Here is a 17,511-nt window from a genome sequence, read left to right as displayed (position 1 = left end):
CTTGGAATTTTTTAGCGGTTTTTGGGGCTAATTAAATAGCCTTTTTACAACTGAAGGGAAATTTCTTCCACCTTCAGTATAACAAATAGTATTCTTGAAATAGAATAATTGTACATTATTATTTTGATTCTATTTGTTTTCCTCTCCAAATGCTTCATTAGATTCAGGGTGGGATTTTATGGCTTTTTGGACTTCAGCGCCTGCTGAATCTTTTGAATCAGATATTGCGAGGAATCTTGATGTTTAACTAATTCTTCCAACTCAGAAACTGCTACTTCTGCGTGTTCTATCTCTCGAACTAAAGAATCAGCGGTAACACTTTTTATGACTCCCAAAGGTTCTTGGATAGCGGTGTGTGAATTGAAATTTTTTTCCGCTATTAATTCTTCCAACTCTAACAGCGCCATTTCTGCGCGATCGATCTTGATCGTCACGGATTTAGCCACATTAGCACCCGCTCTTGCTGCCTCCGTGAGTTCGTGAACTCGAAGTTTAAATCGGCTGGCAATTTGCTCCATTTGAGTCCCTAATTCAAACGTTTTACTTGCCAGTCTGCCAATTTCTAGACTCACTTTGCTCAGACCGCTGGGCTGACTTCCCATTTGATTGGTAACTACAGCCACCTGTACTGCTAAATGCCTGACTTGTTCGATCGCCTCCCGGATGGTTCGGGAAGTGCGATTAACCGTTTCTAAATCATTAGCTATTGCTTTGCCCACGCCCAAAATTTTATCTGTATTGTTGCAAATAGAATTAGCACCTTGAAAAGTAGCTTGAAATGCTTGGCGACCTTCCGAAGAAATCAGTTTCGCAATTCTCACAAATCGCTGATTCATTTGAGCAATTTCTTCAGCTTGTTTGACCAGTGCCACTTGCTGGGAACTGGGATTTGTCTGCAACTTTTCTGTTTGACGTTGGTAGATTTTTAAAAGCTCATTACATTCGTGAACCTTAGCCTGTTCTTGTTGAAGTAGAGCCAAATACTTGTGTCTTTCTACTCGGTATTTTTGAATAAGTTTGTTAGCTTGCCCTAAAAGCTTTGACTGGGCAATTACCAGAACTTTAACGTCCAAAAGGCGGTGGCTCTGGTCTTCCATTACCACAATAATCGGTTCATAAATCAAGTCTTTGTGCCTGTTGAAAGAGGCTTGCACGGCATCGTCAATTTTCCAGTTTTCCGAAAGCAGCAAAGGCGGAATTCTAATAAAATCTAACAAGGCTCGAATCGGGTGTGACCCGTAAAGTTCTACGCGATCGGGAAAACTCATTTGCTCTCGAAATTTGACGCGAGAAATCATGCCCAATACCTGTGATTCATGAGTAATAATGACTCCCGGCAGGTCGGGTTCTTGCTCAAATCTTTCAGCCACTACCTGTCCTAGAGTTGCAGCGCTCACTTGGAAGTCGTGACACGGCAGATGTCCGATCGTGAAATCGGGGGTGAGTTGAGTTGGATTGCTCATTTACCCGGATAGTGTTAAGTACAAGTTAACAAATTATATATTAATATTATACTGGAATAAGATTGTTGAAAGTAGTCAACGACCCAGCACGGGAGTGACTGGGCTTCCGGCCTAAAACTTCATTTTTAGTTGAGCAGCCTGATACCTTTGATGTCTAGGTTTTTTGAGTAATTACACCAAGCGGATGCGTAGCTAGTCCCCTGTTCTGTCGTTAAGGGTTAAACATTTTTATTTGGGTTAAGGACGTGCCATTAGCCGAATCAGCTCAGAAAACAAAGGCGCGTGCTAACTTCACCCCAGCAATGGGAGTAGAATTGCTTAGTTTCCCTCAACAACCCGGTTCACAAACACAACCAGAAGCGATCGATGATACCGCCGTATCCCTTCCCCCCCTTTCCTCTGACCGCTTTCGCCCTCGTAAAGCGCTGCAGCGGGGATCACTCGCCCAGAAGAAAAATGACAACTATAACAAGAAATTAGCTCTCTGACCGAAAGCATCCAGGATACAAGCCTCCGGATTCATTCCTTCGCAGACTCAGGACCCAGAAATAAAAAACCTGTATCCGATGAAACTTTCCCCCCGAATTTATCTGTCGGCTCAATGCTTCAATCTCAAATCTCAAATCTCAAATCTCAAATCGATTGACCCCGAGGCCTTCTATTACCTACTTTCTGACTACTGTCATCTCAAGTCTGTTGGATGAGCGGCCTCTGCTTTGCCCCAGGTTCCGTCCTCACCACAGGGGCACTCATATTTTGTTCTTTAAAACAACCGGGAAAATATCTAGATTGAAACCAAAAACCTTAAATCGGACTTTGCCGCTAGCAACCTTTGAGGCTGCTTACCAGTTGTTACAGCAAATGGCTGAAATCCCAGGGGCGATTTGGCTCACCGACGATGCGATCGCGGATTCTCAAAATGTGGAAAATTCGTCGGAAAGGTTTGCAGCAGTGGTATCAGAGCATTTTAGCGCGCTGCTGCGGGGCAATCTATTAGATGAGTTCGCAACCAACGGACACAAACACAGCGAAAAAAATCTCCATTCGCAATTGAATGTGCAGTTGACTTTCGACCCCGGGGCGATCGCCAATTTCCTGTCTCCTCTCGCAGACAAACTCGCAGAAATAATGCCCGCACCCTCGTGGCAAATTGACATTCGCGCCCTCAAACAAGCAATTACAAATATACAGCCCAACTCGGCAGTTATTCAAAGCGAATTCACCCTAAATTTGCTGGATATTCTCGCTACTAATGCCAGCCAAAATAATCGCCTGCCCATACACAGCCAAACAGAAATAGAGGAAAAATCAGCGCCCAAAGTTATAGATCCAGAAACGCTACAGAGCCAGATTGCCGAAGCCGTCAATCAATTACAAATTGCCAGTCCCTGCATTTCATTTTGTCAGCCAGTAGAAGATGCTTTGCAGCAGCAGCTTGAACAAGAGCGACTTTTGAATCAGGTCACAACTCAAATCCGCCAGAGTTTGGAATTGCCTGTAATTTTGTCAAAAGCAGTTGAGCAAGTGCGAGAGTTTTTGGAGGTCGATCGCCTGTTAATTTATCAATTTGAAAAAGTGCCAGCGCCCCACAATGGCGAGTTAGCTAAAGAAATACCGGCAGCGGTTTCTGGGTCTGGCGAAATCCCAGAAAATTCCGGGTCTTACTTGTATTTAGGTCGCGTCACCTACGAAGCTTTAGCCAACGATACTATCTCGTCTGTACTCAATTTTAGTGAAAGCGCGCAGTGTTTTACCAATGGAGTCATTGACCGAGAGAAATATCGCAAAGGCTTGGCTTTGTGCGTCGCGGATGTGGAAACAACTTACTCTTCGCACCCTTGTTTTTTAGAGTTGATGCGGCGGGCGAAGGTGCGGGCGAAGTTGCTAGTGCCGATCGTAGTTCAAGACGACTTGTGGGGGCTGCTAATTGCCCACCATTGTACTTTTCGGGAGTGGGAAGAAAGCAAAAAAACATTTTTGCGGCAAATAGCAGAACATTTGGCGATCGCCATTTACCAAGCCGAACTTTATGCACAAGTCCAGCAGCAAAAGCGTACCTCAGAACAGCGCGTAATAGAGCGCACGCGAGAACTGCGCGATGCACTGGTTGCCGCCCAGTCTGCCAGCCTCGCCAAGAGCGAATTTTTGGCAGCTATGAGCCACGAATTGCGGACTCCTCTCACCTGCGTCATCGGCATTTCCGACACGCTGCTGCGGTGGTCTTACGGCAAAGTTGGCAGTAAAGAAGTGCCAGTGCAAAAGCAGCGGCAGTACCTGCAAACTATCCGAGACAGTGGCGACCACTTATTAGAATTAATTAACGATATTTTAGATTTATCGCAAGTAGAAGCGGGAAAAGCAATATTAAAAATTAGTGAATTTTCAATTTCTAAATTAGCTTCTCAGAGCCTGCACGCTCTCAAAGAAAAAGCGGCGGCTAAAGGCGTGGAACTGCTGCAAGAACAGCGGATAAAACAAGAGTGCGATCGCTTCATCGCTGACCCGCGTCGCTTGAGACAAATTCTTTTCAATCTTTTAGGAAATGCGATTAAGTTTACTCCCAAAGGCGGGCGAGTCATCCTGCGAGTTTGGGTGACAGAAGATAAAAATCAAACGCCTGCAGTGCGGCAGCCCGGTACTGCACCTGCTGGCAGTACCGCTGTTTTTCAAATCAAAGATACCGGCATTGGAATTCCCGAAAATCAGCGATCGCTTTTGTTTCAAAAATTTCAGCAGTTGGATTCCCCCTACCGCCGCGAATACGGTGGCACCGGTCTGGGATTGGCTTTAACTAAACAGTTAGTAGAGCTTCACGGCGGCGCGATCGAAGTTAACTCTACAGTTGATGTCGGCTCTACTTTTACCGTTTTTATACCCATCCAAACTCAAAGCAAAGATGAATCCACAAAATTTAAATATGAAAAATCGAATTCATCTTTACCGCTGCATTCCTCCTCCTTGCGGGGCAGCCTCGTGCTCGTCGAAGAAGATGAAGAAACTGCCATGCTGATTTGCGATATCCTGACAGTCGCAGGAATGCAAGTGGTGTGGATGATTGAAGGTTCGGCGGCGGTGGAACAAATTGAACTTTTGCAGCCGAATGCTGTGATCGTCGATATGCGTTTGCCCGGTATGAATGGCTGCGAAATAATTCACCAACTGCGCGAAAAACCCGCTACTGAAAATATCAAGATTCTAGCTTTAAGCGCTAATGAAATTCCCGCTGATCAGATATCTTTCGTGACGGCGGGAGCTAACGATTGTTTGGCTAAACCGATTCATCCTGAGCAATTGCTTGACAAAATTATTTCTTTAATGGCTGGGATTGGTAATGGGTAATTGGGAATTGGGCATGGGGAATGGGGAATTGGGCATGGGGCATGGGGCATGGGTAATTGGGCATGGGGCATGGGTAATTGGGAATTGGGCATGGGGCATGGGGCATGGGGCATGGGGCATGGGGCATGGGGCATGGGGCATTTAATATAATTGAGTTTTTTAGGTAATTATGGGAAGACCTGATTTTGAGGAATTAGAGGTTTATAAGTTGGCGGAAAGTTTGGCGAATCAGATTTGGGAAATTGTTAAAAAAGGGGATTATTTCACAAAAGATACGATGGGTAAACAGATCGTTCGGTCTGCTGATAGTGTCTGTGCTAATATTGCTGAAGGAAGAGGTCGTTATAATGACCAAGATAATCGGCGTTTTGTAAAAATTGCGAGAGGCTCTTTGTACGAAACAGTAAACTGGTTAAGATTAGCCTACGCTAGACAACTTATCACAAGCGAAGAAGTAAGCAAATTTAAACCAATTGTCGATAAATTACTACCAAAACTTAACGCTTATTTGAGTTCAATAGGGCACAGGGAATAAATTACAAAAAAGCCCCATGCTCCATGCCCCATGCCCGATGCCCCATGCCCGATGCCCAATGCCCAATTCCCAATCCGCAATTCCCCATGATTAATTGTCAAATTCCTACAGGATTAATTGTTTCTTGTCAAGCACCTGCTGATTCGCCGCTGCACGATCCGATCGTAATTGCGGCAATGGCTCGAACCGCCATCAATCGAGGAGCGGCGGGCGTGCGGATTGACACTCCGGCTCACATTGCAGCGGTGCGAAAACAGATATCCGCTCCGATAATTGGGATTTGGAAGCAGCAATTGCCGGGATGCGAGATTTACATTACTCCTCGGTTTGAAGACGCGCGGGCGATCGCCGCTTCAGGAGCCGATATTATCGCTGTTGATGCTACTCTGAGAAACCGTCCTGCTGGGGGCGAAGACTTAAAGACCTTAATCGCCCAAATTCACAGCGAATTGGGCAAATTAGTGATGGCGGATGTAGATACAATAGAAGCTGCGATCGCGGCAACCGAAGCTGGTGCAGATACTGTAGCAACTACTCTTTTTGGCTATACTGCCCAGACGGAAAATTTATCGCCGCCGGGATTTGATTTACTTGCGGAAATGGTAGAAAAGCTTAAGGTTCCCGTTATCTGCGAAGGCGGGATATCGGGGCCGGAAATGGCTAAAAAAGCCTTGGATTTAGGAGCGGCGGCTGTTGTTGTGGGGACAGATATTACTGGGATTGATCTTAAGGTGACAGCCTATAAGTCGCTGATGGGGAAGTAAGTTCGGCAACGGATGTAACGGATGTAACGGATGTAACGGATTGAAGGAAGTTCGGCAACGGATTGTTTAACGGATGTAACGGATGTAACGGATTGAAGGAAGTTCGGCAACGGATTGTTTGACGGATGTAACGGATGTAACCGATAGAAGGAAGTTCGGCAACGGATTGTTTGACGGATGTAACGGATGTAACCGATAGAAGGAAGAAGGGAGAAGAAATATTCGGCGAGAGAAATCGCTTGTAGAGAAACGAAACGCGCAAGGTAAGAGTGGGGAATATCGGGCGATTTCAATCGCCCTTTATCAGGGGAAGTTGCTAAATCAGTGCGCCGTTGATAAAGCTGCTAACTACAGCCAAGGCGATCGCCCCCTGTACCGCGCTCCAGAGGCCCATCCGCAAACTAAATCCTTCAACTAACTTCGCACCCGAGGAAAAAATAATCACGTTCATTACAAAAGCAAACAGGCCCGAAAGCAACCCCAGCGTCAGTAGGTTCGGCACGAAAAAAACTGCTTTCAGAATTGGCAAAATTAAAACATTCAACATTCCCAAAGCCGCAGCAGAAATTACTGCTTTCGGGGTGCTGTCAATTTCTACGCCGATCGGCAGTTGAGAAATGAGTAGCAAGCTGCTACCCGTCACCAGCCAAGCAATCAAAAAATCGATCGGTTCCACAGCGCCCCTACCTCTTTAACAGTTGAATTGTCAGAAAAACCTGATATTTAACATACAGCTTATATACCTTAATCAAACAATCCCGCTGATTCGTCTGCCAATCGACAGAATTCATGCCTGTTACTAAAGAGTTAGAAGTTATAATCCCTGTAATCATCTGCCAAATCATCCGGATGGGAACCGTATCAACCTGTTAGTTGAATAAAAAGAGCAGATTAATTAATATGGCTGGCGATTTTTCTTTTAACTCTAAAATCCGATTCGACAAAAATGGCTTGGACAATGCTTCACGGCAACGCAGCCGATCGCTCCAAGTTATGATTTTTATGCTGTTCGTCACTACCTTGGTGACGCTACCAATATTTCGTCTAGCCGAATTGCAACTGGTACAGGGAGCCTACAACCGACAGCGGGCGGAAAATAACCGCATTCGCCCTGTGTCAGTCGCAGCGAATCGCGGTCAAATTTTAGACCGCAACGGCAAAATATTTGCGGCCAACCGCGTATCTCGATCGGTCTATGTGTGGCCAAAAGAGCGATCGGCCAAGGAGTGGCAAGAGATCGCCGCTACACTGGGCCCGATCGTCAAACTTCCCGCGGCCGAAATTATCAAAAAAATCGATGGAGTTGGCTACAGATCAGCCCTGCCAGTGCGAATTAGTAAGGATATTGATGTCGGTACTTTCGTCGCTTTGGGAGAACAAGCTAATACTTTGCGGGGAGTTGAAATTCGCGTAGAATCGAGCCGAGACAATCCGAACCAGCAATTAGCAGCTCACCTTTTGGGATACGTCGGCGAAGCTAGTTTAGATCAATTAAAAGCTAATCCTGCATATCCGATGGGAATGATCGTCGGTCAAATGGGAGTTGAAAAATTAGCCAATTCAACTTTAGAGGGTGTTTGGGGAAACCGTTTAATCGAGGTAAATGCTAAGGGCGAGGAAATCCAAGATTTAGGTGTAAAAGATCCTATCCCCGGCAAACCGGTACAGCTAACTTTAGATTTAGATATGCAGAAAACTGCGGAAAAAGCTTTGGGCGATCGCCTGGGTGCAGTTGTGGCGATCGACGTGAAAACCGGCGCTCTTTTAACAATGGCTAGTTGGCCGACATTTGACCCCAATATTTTCACCCGCAAGGTAACTCAAAAAGAATGGGATCGGCTGCAAGGGCCAGACAAACCATTTTTAAATCGGGCCGTTCAAGGCTATCCAGTCGGCAGCACTTTTAAGATTGTAACTTCTGTAGCTGGGATGGAGTCTGGCAAGTTTTCTCCTGACTCGACTTTGGTAAGTTCTGCTTCAATTAACATCGGCGGAATTTCCTTTAACGAACACGGCGCCGGTTACGGCGTTATCGGTTTCCGCGATGCTTTAGCCTACAGCAGCAATACGTTTTTCTATCAAGTAGGTATGACTGCAGGGCCGGAAGAAATGGCGAAATGGGCTAAAAAAATGGGCATTGGCGGTACTATTAATTTAGATCTTTTGGGGATAGACGGCGCCAATCACGGTCAAGTTCCGATACCAGCAGAGAAACAGAAAATGTATGGGGAAGATTGGTATGTTGGCGATACGGTAACAATGGCGATCGGTCAGGGTTTGGTACTTTGTACTCCCCTAGAATTGGCTGTGATGGTGTCAACTATTGCCAATAACGGTTGGCGAGTGCAGCCCCATTTGTTGGCTTCTCAAACCAATACTCCTATAACTCAAAAAATTCCCACAGGTATTAAGCCTGCAACTTTAAACGTCATTAAACAAGGATTGATAGATGTGGTGAAAAAAGGTACCGCCCGCGCCATGAATGACGGTACTATTCCTTTAAGTGCTGGTAAGACTGGGACTGTGGAAATGCCCGGTCATCCTGACAATTCTATGTATGTGGGTTTTGCTCCCGCTGACAAACCTGAAGTTGCGATCGCAGTTATAGTTGAAGGCGGCGGATTTGGTTCTGTATCGGCGGCACCAATTGCTCAAGAGGTATTCCGAACCTATTTTCAAAAGCAGGGTTTTAAACCTACTAATAAGCCTCTCTAGTCATGACTTCACTGTTGACTGTTGACTGTTGACTGTTGACATTTTGTCCAATACTTCGATCGCACTATCCTGCATATCTGGGAAAAGTGCGATCGATCAAAAGTTTTCCCCTACCAATCGTCTCACTTCCACGGTTGATAAATTCATCATTTGCGCTACCTGTTCCCGACTCATTCCAGAATTTAAGAGTTGAGTTACGAGCTGGCGCAATGTTGACTCCGCGGCGAGTCGTCCCAGGTTTTCTTCCTTATGAGTCTTCAAAAACTAACCCGTTTCAGGAACTCTAAACCTCAATTCTCCTGAAATTAGATGCAATTCCAATCCCAGCACTTCACTGAACAACCACAGCGTATCGAAAGCGATATTATTGGCTGCAATCGGCTCATACTGATTGTTTATTAAACGTACTCCCTGTAAAATTGGATTCAGATAATCTCCCGACGGATCATACTGAAAATATTCCCTAACTCCCAAAGTCCGATAAATTTCTGGTTTGGTTTCTTGGTCTTTTGTCTGAGTTGTTTCCGAAGTAATTTCTAACACAAAATCGGGAGTAATTTCGCCTTCTTCCCAAACTTTATGATTATCCCTTTTACGGTTGGCCACTCCAAACACCACATAAATATCGGGAGCAACAACGGCTTGGTTATTCCCTTGTTCATAATAAATGAAAGAATTAGCTGACACGTAAACATCAGAACGTTCTTGAAAGTAAAGCTTGACAGCTTCTACGCTGTAAGTCATGTAATCGCGCGTGATGTCGCTTTCAGCCATCGGCTCTCCGTCGCTGCTGGGATATTCAATTTCTCGTTGTTCGGCTTGAGTTAAAATTGTCATTTTTCAATTTTCCTCAAAGTTATTAATTTAATGCCGGGTAAATAAGCGTTCTAAGGTTTCTAGTGAGAACTTCATTCCTAGTAGTTTTATGAGGACTGAAGTCCTGACTAAAAAACTATTTAATTGTGGTCGTGACCGCTGACATGATATGATTTAATGGTAGGATTCTGTGGGTACTTTTAAAAGTTCGAGATTTATCAAAAAAAATCAACAGCCGTAAGGTACGCAGGGAATACGCTACATAATTATGTTGTTATGCGTCCTGGACTTTAAGGCTGGTAAGATGCTGTACAGATACAGACTATTTAAAATTTAATTAATCCCTCTGTCTAAAATAACCATTTCAGAACCAACAACCGGACTTCTAGCTATTAACTTGCCTTCCATATTCGCAATTTCTAACTTGCTGAAATCGAGTGAGTTAGCCTCCTTCCACATCTTCGTTGCTAGTTGATTTTGCTCAACTTCGCTGAGTTTGTACCAATCTTCAGCGACTTTTACTGTCAAAATGCTGCTGGAAAAATTAGCTTGAACAGACTCAACTAAACCGCCGCCCAGCCGATTCTTAATGTCAGTAACTTGATTTTGAATCGCAGCAATCAGTGACTGTTCGGGCGTCAGGGGTGGCGGTGGGATAATTTCTACTGGTTGCGGTTTTTCCGGCGCCACTAAATCGGGCAACTTGCTTTTGAATTTAGCAGAGATTGGCTCAGACGGTACGATCGCCTCTGGTGATTTCGGCGTTCCCGACGCCAGAAAATCATCAAAGGTTGGCGGCGACTGCTGCGCTGCTGGGAGAGGCACTTTTGCTACTTTCTCCGGCGGTTTTGCTGAGAAACTGTTGAAAGTTAAACCGACTACAACGATCAGAGTTGCTGCTATGGCGGCGTTTAAAATTGGATCGGACAGCTTCTGGTTCGTAGATGGTGGCAGTAGCGATCGCACTAGCCGCAAAATACTTTGCCAAAGTACACCGACGTTCTGTAAAAAGCTCCCTTCCCTGCCTTGGGATACAGGCTTTTTATCAACTTTTACAGCAACTTTTGGTCGCACGCTGTTAACTTCCGCAGCGACAGCGGGAGGAGTTACTGTTGCTGAGTCAGAAGCGATGGGCGCGATCGGCTTTTCTTGCTGCAACGAGGGTTCGGCTGGTACTTTTTTGCCTTTTTTTCCCAAATTCCCAATCGATGCCATCAAAGTTTTGATTCTCTGATTTTTGGGAACCGCGCTACTGGCATTTTGAGTTTTGCTGCCAGTGGGGGCAGACTTTGCAGCCGAATCAACCTCCGGTGTCGGAGATTGAGATGGTTCTGGAGTTGACTGGTTTAGTTGTTCTTCTGACATTTTCTCTGCCTTGGGGCGTTGCAAATATATCTAAACGAGATAAATTTTAGTTGAGTCATCTCAACCTTAATTTATCATTTAATTAGTTGTAACCGAACCAAAATGAGCATCAAACGTCGTCACTTTCTAATTTTAGGCAGTCTCAGCAGCTTAGGTTTTGCCGCAGTCTCGAAAATTATTCAGCTTCGGACTTCCTCCGGTAGAGACACCAATGCTGCTGTGCCTTCTAATGTTGAGGCAGAAAGGGCGATCGTCTCTTTGCCGGCCTCACCGCCTATTTTACGCTTTATTTCGGTAGCCGACACCGGTACCGGCGCTGAAGGTCAGTATGCTGTGGCTGAGGCGATGGCGCAATATCACCGGGAAAACCCTTTTAATGTTGCTGTTCTCGCGGGCGACAATATCTACAACAACGGCGAATTTGAAAAAATTAATGCTGTTTTCGAGAAGCCTTATCAGCCGTTATTGCAGCAAAACGTAAAATTTTATGCTTGTCTGGGAAATCACGACATCCGCACTTCTAACGGCGATCCGCAAGTTAAATATCCGGGTTTTAATATGCAAGGTCGCTACTATACTTTTCGGCGCGATCCCGTACAGTTTTTTGCTTTAGATACCAATCACAATGCGGATTGGAAAAATCAGCTTGTTTGGCTGGAAAAAGAGTTGAGTCAGAGCACCGCACCTTGGAAAGTTGTGTTCGGTCACCACCCGATTTATTCCTCTGGCGTCTACGGATCGAATCAATCTTTTATTAAGACTTTCGCGCCTTTGTTTCAAAAGTACGGCGTGCAGCTTTATATCAACGGACACGAGCATAGTTACGAACGCACTCGCTCGATTAACGGTACGACTTATTTAATTTGCGGTGCCGGCGCGGGAACTCGTGCGGTGCGGCGTTCTGAGTGGACGGAGTATTCTGCTAGCCGCCTGAGTTTTGCGACGTTTGATGTCTATGAAGACCGGATGTTTGTCAGTTCTATCGGTACTGACAAACAGGTTTTTGATAGGGGAGTGATAAAAGTGCGATCGGCTTAATTCAGATTGTTTTCCCAGACATATCAGATGAATGGATTTATGTCAAGGTGCTTTGGTCGATCTATTTAACTGTGACTTACACCTTGAATCAATATCACCCTTTCCTCTTGACTTGAACAAAAATTCAAGTACAATGAATTGTTCAGCATTAGAGGCATCTGAGTGAAAAGCGATACGTTAGTAAGAGGGAAATTTAATCCGTTAGTAAGACCTTTCTTAAAGTGGGCAGGAGGTAAAAGGCAGTTATTGCCAGAAATTGTTAAGTATGTTCCCAAGCCGATAAAACATACATACTATGAACCTTTCATAGGTGGAGGCGCACTCTTGTTTGAGTTACAGCCCCAAAAAGCTGTTATCAATGATAGCAACACAGAACTGATTAACTGCTATAAAGTAATTAGAGACTCATTAGATGAGCTGATCGAGGAATTAAGCAAGGATAAATATACCAATAGCGAAAGGTCTTATTATGGCATGAGAGACTTAGATCGTTCAAGGAAAGAATATGAAAATTTGTCGGAAGTGGAAAAAGCAGCACGAATCATTTATCTAAATAAAACCTGCTATAATGGCTTGTTTAGGGTTAATTCCCAAGGTCAGTTTAATGTTCCGTTTGGTAGGTATAAAAACCCAAATATTTTAGATAACGCTGTTTTAAGAGCTGTGAATAAATACTTGAAGAGGGACACTATAGAACTGTTAAATCAGGATTTTGCAAAAGCTGTTCAAAGCGCCAAGAAAGGAGATTTTGTTTATTTAGATCCTCCTTACGATCCAGTTTCGGAAACAGCTTCTTTTACTGGTTATGATGTGAATGGCTTTAATAGAGACGAACAAGAACGACTAAAAGAAGAGTTTGACGCTTTACATAAAAGAGGTTGCAAGGTAATGCTGAGTAATTCTTGTACGGATTTTATTCGGGATTTGTACAAGGATGATCAGTATACAATCATAAAAGTTAGGGCAACGAGAAGTATCAACTCAAATGCCTTGAAAAGAGGTATGGTTGATGAAGTATTAGTTTTGAATTATGAAATTCAGGATAAATAAATATGAGTAGAAGCCATAAAAATGCCAATGACAAAGCTTGGGAAATATTATTTGAAAGGCATAAGATATTAGAAGAAGTAGAGAAAAATGGTTGTTTTGAAATAGAAGCGGCTCAAATTAATAAGCAAAGAGAAAGCAGGCTGATGGCAAAGTTCGATCACCGGGTTAATTTGCCAGATATCTTTCGAGACAATCATCTATCCATATTGCCAATTTCTCGTTCTAAATACGTTATTGGGAAGTTTGATGCACACTTGAAAGTTGAATATGATAGTGAAACTGAATTGACGCATTTTGAATTTCCAGCAGAGATAGAGAGTATAGATTACAAAAATTTATATTCGGAGAGTTCGGCATTGCACTGTGCATTTAATATCGGTATTATAGATGATTTAGTGGGTGAAAAAACCGCTTATACTGTTTCTGGGAGAATGTCTACAGAGTCTTTTGATTTTAATATTATAAATTCCTTCGCCAACGAATCATATTCAATCAAAGTTGAAAATTCTCAGTGTGAAATAGATGCAGGATTTGAAAGTGAAAATTATTTTGTATTGATAGAATCTAAAAAAGATTTGATTGAGGATTTTTTGATTCGACAACTTTACTATCCTTACAGATTGTGGTCAAAAAGAATAACTAAAAAAGTGATTCCCGTATTGATGACATACTATAACGACATTTTTAGCTTTTTTATTTATGAATTTAGCAATGATAAAGATTATAACTCTCTCCAACTGATAACGCAAAAAAATTATACGATCGCTCCCGAAGAAATACAACGGAGTGATGTCGCTCGCGTCTTTAATAATATTAAAGTAATTGAAGAGCAAAAGGTTCCATTGCCACAAGCTAATAAATTTGAGAGGATAGTATATTTATTATCCTTGTTATTAGAAAGAGATTTAACCACAGATGATATTACTGAAAACTATAAATTTGACCGCAGGCAAACTGACTATTATACTAATGCTGGTCTGTATATTGGACTGATAGAAAAAGATAAAAGTTCTCTAAAAAAACCAATCTTTCGCTTAACAAGTGAAGGAAGGTCAATTTTACATAAAAGACCTAAATTTAAATATCTAGATTTGATTAATAAAATTTTAGAAAAAAAAGTTTTTTATTTAGTATTTGAATTAACCCTTAAACAGGGAGAAATTCCGCCAGAAGATGCAATCTGTAAAATAATTTCAGAAAATCGTCCCGATATTAATGATACAACTATAAAAAGGCGTAAGTCTACTGTCCAAGGCTGGATTTCTTGGATATTGTCCCAAATCAAAGACTAAAATTCGCATAGTTTGATTCTCTGGGTTTTTAATATCTTCAACCTAGTTTTGCCTCCGGGCCATTTCAGAAAGGGACGTGGCAAGACGAAAGAAGGTGCGGCAGCAGACATTTATCTAGAAATAACGACCCTATAATATTTATCACAACTACACCTCAATAGACATACTTCTGAAGTTGTTACCGGAGGTGGCGTGGCATTAAACAGACAGTGCTGGAGCCATCGGCGAAAAGTTTTCGTTAGAATTATATATGTCAGCCTCGCCGGCAAAAATGCCCGATCGCCCGATCAGCAGATTTAGCTCCGGCTGTGCCAAAATTGTCTAACTCGCTCACAAGTGTTACCAGTCAAAGATCGTGCTGTGACACTTTACCCCACCAAGCTCATGCAAGATTTTATTAATAACGTCTCTCGCTACCCCCGCTTTTTCATTACGATATGCCTGGGAATTTTCTTTTTCCTGTTCGAGCGACTCAAACCCCTGCTCGATCGACCGGCAACTGCGATCGCCCTGATTAGTTCGATTGTAGCGACTTTTGTCTTTCTAACTTTTACACTACGGGCTATGTTAGGCCTGAGTTCGGTTTAAAGCCAAGCTAGAACGCCAACATCAACGGCAAATTCAGTTAAAACACTAACTCCCAAAGTAACGGCCAACTCTTGCAGGCGATCGCACACTTGACAATAGTCGCTGCGATAGATTGGAAGAGGAAAAAAATTGCGCTAGTTACGCCAGTGCTCCTCAACCAAGGGGCAGGCAAACATTACCGAAGTGCAGAACAAGCGTTTGGGGCTATCAACATTCACTGGGGAAATACTGCACCTCTGTTTCCCCGGTGTCCCACTTAATCATTAGGAAGCGGCACACCCCGCCCCGCTTTCCTCTCCCGTTAACCTGACGGTATCACGAGAGTTTCCAGCGGACAAGACAAATGAAGTTTGAACATATCTATCAATTTTTTCAAGACCCCCCTCCTGTTTATCTAAACAAGGAACTAGCGGTGTGTTACATTCTCTCCGTGTTATTGCGCGGAGATTCCTACGGTACAGAACTGATTGGCCAATTAGAGAGGGAATTCCCCATCTACCGACTTTCTGATACCGTTCTCTACAGCGCTCTGAAATTCCTTGAAGATGAAGCCGTAATCACCGGTTACTGGAAAAAAGTAGAAGGACGAGGCCGCCCCCGCCGGATGTATCAAATCCTCCCTGAGTGGCGGCACCAAGCTCAAGACCTCGCTCGTCTCTGGCACGAGTATATTGGTCAGGGAAACGGCGCGTCAGAGCGTCGATCCCGCGCCTTAGAAACTGGTCAGACGGGTTAACCGAGTTGGAATCGGATGCCTAAACCCTGGAGATGCTGGCGCTACTTGCAAAGCGATTTGCCTTCCTTGCCTTCGCTTTGCTCGATCGCCGCACAGCGATTCAAGCATCTACACTGCGTCAGGACTTACGCATTGTCACTTGAGAATTAGCAACGATGGGGAGATATGGAAATTGGGTGATGGAGAGCAAAACGCCTTGCAGAAGAAGCTTTCTGCGAATCTTGGTAAAAAAGTGTCTGCGTAGGTCCTCGATCGCTTTCGTATGTCAAGTTCTGTAAAGTAATAGTAGATCATTTCAATTACACAAACTTCTACCGATGGATACTGCTGTTCTTCCTTCTACCTTTGTGCTAACGCTACTGCTGGCTGTTGGCTTGTTTTTCTTCATCAAGGCTTCAGTCAAAGATCGAATCGAACAAGTCAAGCTGGCTTCCGAGAGCGCCCAAGAGTCACTGTTAAGCCAGTTACAAGAGTATTTTGCTTCTAGGGCTTACCGAGTTGCAGCCGTCGATGCCCCCAACTATAAAGTCACGTTTGAGGGTTTTGTCAGGCCGAGTTGGTTTCTGGCTATTTTTCTAACCCTGCTGAGTGCAGGCGGCACTCTGTGCTTGGGATTGGTTTTGGGAATGCTAGTTCCCCAGCAGGGTCAAATTTTCCTAGCTTTGGTACTGCTGTCCCCGCTGGCGGGGGTATTTTACTGGAAAAAAGCTGGACGAGCTGAGCAAGTCTCGCTCAAACTCGAATCAGTTGCTGAGTCGGGAAGCCAAACCAAGAGCTTTGTTACTGTCAGAGCTCACCGTGATGAACTAGCAGCCATGCAAAAAGCTTTAGATTTGAAACCGATAGATTAAAAGTTTGACGCGGAACGTTTTTTGATATGCTAGATGCCGTAGTTAGACTTCTAGCTGACAAACCGATGACTCAAGAGCGGCTCTCTCGTTGGCTCTTTTTTGATTGACAAAACAGTCAAAAAAAACCATTATCCTGAAAGTGCCAATTGTGGCGATCGCCCTTGGGCTGCGATCACGCCTGTTGCGATGGCTCCTTATACCCTAATTTCTAAGGACTTTTCGCAGAAATTTCAGTTGGCACTCTCCAGACAATGAGAACTCTCGCGCTTTGGTTAAAAGACTTAGAAAAACATTGCTGTCAATGTTTTGAGCTAAACATTTTGAGCTATGCGCGGGCCGCTGACACCACAGGAATTTTTTCCGTGGTAGCTTCCAACATCACCTTTAAGCTGGGAAACAAGAAATGGTTCTCTTCTACGTATTGGGCTCCAAATAAACCTTTTTCAGCCCAGAAGTATCTGTCAGTGGTATGCTCGTTACGCTTGACTAACAGCAAAGCTGGGGGAGCAATGCCTTCTGCATGGATGAACTTGCGAGCCGCTGTTACGGGTTTATCTTCGCCGCTCTCGATGCTATATTGAGGCACACACTCTAAAATTCTGCGTCCTTCTTGTCGGCGGCGACTCTTGCGTTTGCGTCTCCTGGCCAATTTCTTTACCTCCTCTGTGAGCAGACAGTATGAGCAGACAGGTTGTAATGATAGCTACCAAATCCGAGGCCAGTATATCCGTTCTAGCTCCAAAAATCAACTGTTTTTAATATATCGACATAATCTTAACATTCGTGCCGATCGACAAAAGTGTAGCGGTTGTGCTATGGTTGGCCGCAAGTTCCGGCAAGAGCCAAGCTTGGGGATCGGTGGAAGCTGCGCCGACGGCGATGCGGGGCAATTTGGGTTCATGAAAGCCCCATGCTTTTAACCTAGCTGCCTTCTATCAAAGGGAATAAATCTGAAATCG

At 44.1% G+C, this 17,511-nt stretch carries 17 protein-coding genes; 12 read left to right on the top strand and 5 right to left on the bottom strand.

Features of this window, described 5'->3' with window-relative positions:
* Positions 1–176: 176 nt before the first annotated feature.
* Positions 177–1,463 (bottom strand): chemotaxis protein, encoded by a 1,287-nt coding sequence (locus tag QUA36_RS09810; RefSeq protein ID WP_333457109.1) that lies wholly within the window; start codon positions 1,461–1,463, stop codon positions 177–179.
* 245 nt (positions 1,464–1,708) lie between these two features.
* Between QUA36_RS09810 and QUA36_RS09805 the strand changes: the two genes are divergently transcribed.
* The 5 genes from QUA36_RS09805 to QUA36_RS09785 all read left to right on the top strand — a co-directional run bounded on the left by QUA36_RS09805 (position 1,709) and on the right by QUA36_RS09785 (position 6,101).
* Positions 1,709–1,951 (top strand): hypothetical protein, encoded by a 243-nt coding sequence (locus tag QUA36_RS09805; RefSeq protein WP_333457108.1) that lies wholly within the window; start codon positions 1,709–1,711, stop codon positions 1,949–1,951.
* Between the two features lie 301 nt (positions 1,952–2,252).
* Positions 2,253–4,802, top strand: coding sequence for an ATP-binding protein (locus QUA36_RS09800; protein WP_333457106.1), 2,550 nt, complete (start codon positions 2,253–2,255; stop codon positions 4,800–4,802).
* Positions 4,795–4,947 carry a hypothetical protein gene (locus QUA36_RS09795; RefSeq protein ID WP_333457104.1) on the top strand — a complete coding sequence of 51 codons (153 nt, stop codon included), beginning with the start codon at positions 4,795–4,797 and terminating at the stop codon, positions 4,945–4,947. Before QUA36_RS09800 ends, QUA36_RS09795 begins: the two co-directional genes overlap by 8 nt.
* Before the next feature lie 24 nt (positions 4,948–4,971).
* Entirely contained in the window at positions 4,972–5,337 is a 366-nt protein-coding gene (locus QUA36_RS09790) for a four helix bundle protein (protein ID WP_333457102.1), read from the top strand.
* Between the two features lie 44 nt (positions 5,338–5,381).
* Complete coding sequence (locus QUA36_RS09785; RefSeq protein WP_445301430.1) at positions 5,382–6,101, top strand: N-acetylmannosamine-6-phosphate 2-epimerase; 720 nt, start codon at positions 5,382–5,384, stop codon at positions 6,099–6,101.
* 316 nt (positions 6,102–6,417) lie between these two features.
* Here QUA36_RS09785 and QUA36_RS09780 read toward each other — a convergent pair whose 3' ends face one another.
* Complete coding sequence (locus QUA36_RS09780) at positions 6,418–6,777, bottom strand: phage holin family protein (protein WP_333457100.1); 360 nt, start codon at positions 6,775–6,777, stop codon at positions 6,418–6,420.
* 224 nt (positions 6,778–7,001) lie between these two features.
* On the opposite strand from QUA36_RS09780, the gene mrdA reads away from it, so the two are divergent.
* Positions 7,002–8,816, top strand: coding sequence for a penicillin-binding protein 2 (gene mrdA / locus QUA36_RS09775; protein ID WP_333457099.1), 1,815 nt, complete (start codon positions 7,002–7,004; stop codon positions 8,814–8,816).
* A gap of 264 nt (positions 8,817–9,080) precedes the next feature.
* Here the strand turns inward: mrdA and QUA36_RS09770 are convergent, their stop codons facing one another.
* Together QUA36_RS09770 and QUA36_RS09765 are read right to left on the bottom strand one after the other, a co-directional pair.
* Positions 9,081–9,653: a Uma2 family endonuclease gene (locus QUA36_RS09770; RefSeq protein ID WP_333457097.1), complete on the bottom strand. Its 573-nt coding sequence runs from the start codon at positions 9,651–9,653 to the stop codon at positions 9,081–9,083.
* A 312-nt stretch (positions 9,654–9,965) separates the two neighbouring features.
* Complete coding sequence (locus tag QUA36_RS09765) at positions 9,966–10,997, bottom strand: hypothetical protein (RefSeq protein WP_333457095.1); 1,032 nt, start codon at positions 10,995–10,997, stop codon at positions 9,966–9,968.
* 102 nt (positions 10,998–11,099) lie between these two features.
* Between QUA36_RS09765 and QUA36_RS09760 the strand changes: the two genes are divergently transcribed.
* The 6 genes from QUA36_RS09760 to QUA36_RS09735 all read left to right on the top strand — a co-directional run bounded on the left by QUA36_RS09760 (position 11,100) and on the right by QUA36_RS09735 (position 16,552).
* Complete coding sequence (locus tag QUA36_RS09760; protein WP_333457093.1) at positions 11,100–12,035, top strand: metallophosphoesterase; 936 nt, start codon at positions 11,100–11,102, stop codon at positions 12,033–12,035.
* A 162-nt stretch (positions 12,036–12,197) separates the two neighbouring features.
* Positions 12,198–13,085, top strand: a complete 888-nt coding sequence (locus QUA36_RS09755) for a DNA adenine methylase (RefSeq protein WP_333457092.1) — start codon at positions 12,198–12,200, stop codon at positions 13,083–13,085.
* Positions 13,086–13,087: 2 nt separating this feature from the next.
* The gene (locus tag QUA36_RS09750) at positions 13,088–14,377 is read left to right on the top strand and encodes a type II restriction enzyme (RefSeq protein ID WP_333457090.1); all 1,290 of its coding nucleotides are present in this window, start codon (positions 13,088–13,090) and stop codon (positions 14,375–14,377) included.
* 384 nt (positions 14,378–14,761) lie between these two features.
* Positions 14,762–14,965: a DUF751 family protein gene (locus tag QUA36_RS09745; RefSeq protein ID WP_190657763.1), complete on the top strand. Its 204-nt coding sequence runs from the start codon at positions 14,762–14,764 to the stop codon at positions 14,963–14,965.
* Between the two features lie 343 nt (positions 14,966–15,308).
* Complete coding sequence (locus QUA36_RS09740) at positions 15,309–15,701, top strand: PadR family transcriptional regulator (protein WP_333139606.1); 393 nt, start codon at positions 15,309–15,311, stop codon at positions 15,699–15,701.
* Between the two features lie 317 nt (positions 15,702–16,018).
* Positions 16,019–16,552, top strand: a complete 534-nt coding sequence (locus QUA36_RS09735; protein WP_333457088.1) for a cofactor assembly of complex C subunit B — start codon at positions 16,019–16,021, stop codon at positions 16,550–16,552.
* Positions 16,553–16,877: 325 nt separating this feature from the next.
* Here the strand turns inward: QUA36_RS09735 and QUA36_RS09730 are convergent, their stop codons facing one another.
* Positions 16,878–17,201, bottom strand: a complete 324-nt coding sequence (locus QUA36_RS09730) for a DUF3155 domain-containing protein (protein WP_333066452.1) — start codon at positions 17,199–17,201, stop codon at positions 16,878–16,880.
* Between the last annotated feature and the right edge of the window lie 310 nt (positions 17,202–17,511).

The organism is Microcoleus sp. Pol10D4, assembly GCF_036701555.1.
Taxonomy (GTDB): domain Bacteria; phylum Cyanobacteriota; class Cyanobacteriia; order Cyanobacteriales; family Microcoleaceae; genus Microcoleus.
Note: the sequence above shows the minus strand (reverse complement) of the source record. Positions and strands in the feature narration are given on the sequence as shown.

Excerpts from the sequence above, each read along its gene's own strand:
- QUA36_RS09750 (WP_333457090.1), top strand. The coding sequence starts at position 13,088 with ATGAGTAGAAGCCATAAAAATGCCAATGACAAAGCTTGGGAAATATTA.
- QUA36_RS09745 (WP_190657763.1), top strand. The coding sequence starts at position 14,762 with ATGCAAGATTTTATTAATAACGTCTCTCGCTACCCCCGCTTTTTCATT.
- QUA36_RS09795 (WP_333457104.1), top strand. The coding sequence starts at position 4,795 with ATGGGTAATTGGGAATTGGGCATGGGGAATGGGGAATTGGGCATGGGG.
- QUA36_RS09810 (WP_333457109.1), bottom strand. The coding sequence starts at position 1,463 with ATGAGCAATCCAACTCAACTCACCCCCGATTTCACGATCGGACATCTG.
- QUA36_RS09760 (WP_333457093.1), top strand. The coding sequence starts at position 11,100 with ATGAGCATCAAACGTCGTCACTTTCTAATTTTAGGCAGTCTCAGCAGC.
- mrdA (WP_333457099.1), top strand. The coding sequence starts at position 7,002 with ATGGCTGGCGATTTTTCTTTTAACTCTAAAATCCGATTCGACAAAAAT.
- QUA36_RS09790 (WP_333457102.1), top strand. The coding sequence starts at position 4,972 with ATGGGAAGACCTGATTTTGAGGAATTAGAGGTTTATAAGTTGGCGGAA.
- QUA36_RS09735 (WP_333457088.1), top strand. The coding sequence starts at position 16,019 with ATGGATACTGCTGTTCTTCCTTCTACCTTTGTGCTAACGCTACTGCTG.
- QUA36_RS09770 (WP_333457097.1), bottom strand. The coding sequence starts at position 9,653 with ATGACAATTTTAACTCAAGCCGAACAACGAGAAATTGAATATCCCAGC.
- QUA36_RS09740 (WP_333139606.1), top strand. The coding sequence starts at position 15,309 with ATGAAGTTTGAACATATCTATCAATTTTTTCAAGACCCCCCTCCTGTT.
- QUA36_RS09785 (WP_445301430.1), top strand. The coding sequence starts at position 5,382 with ATGCCCGATGCCCAATGCCCAATTCCCAATCCGCAATTCCCCATGATT.
- QUA36_RS09765 (WP_333457095.1), bottom strand. The coding sequence starts at position 10,997 with ATGTCAGAAGAACAACTAAACCAGTCAACTCCAGAACCATCTCAATCT.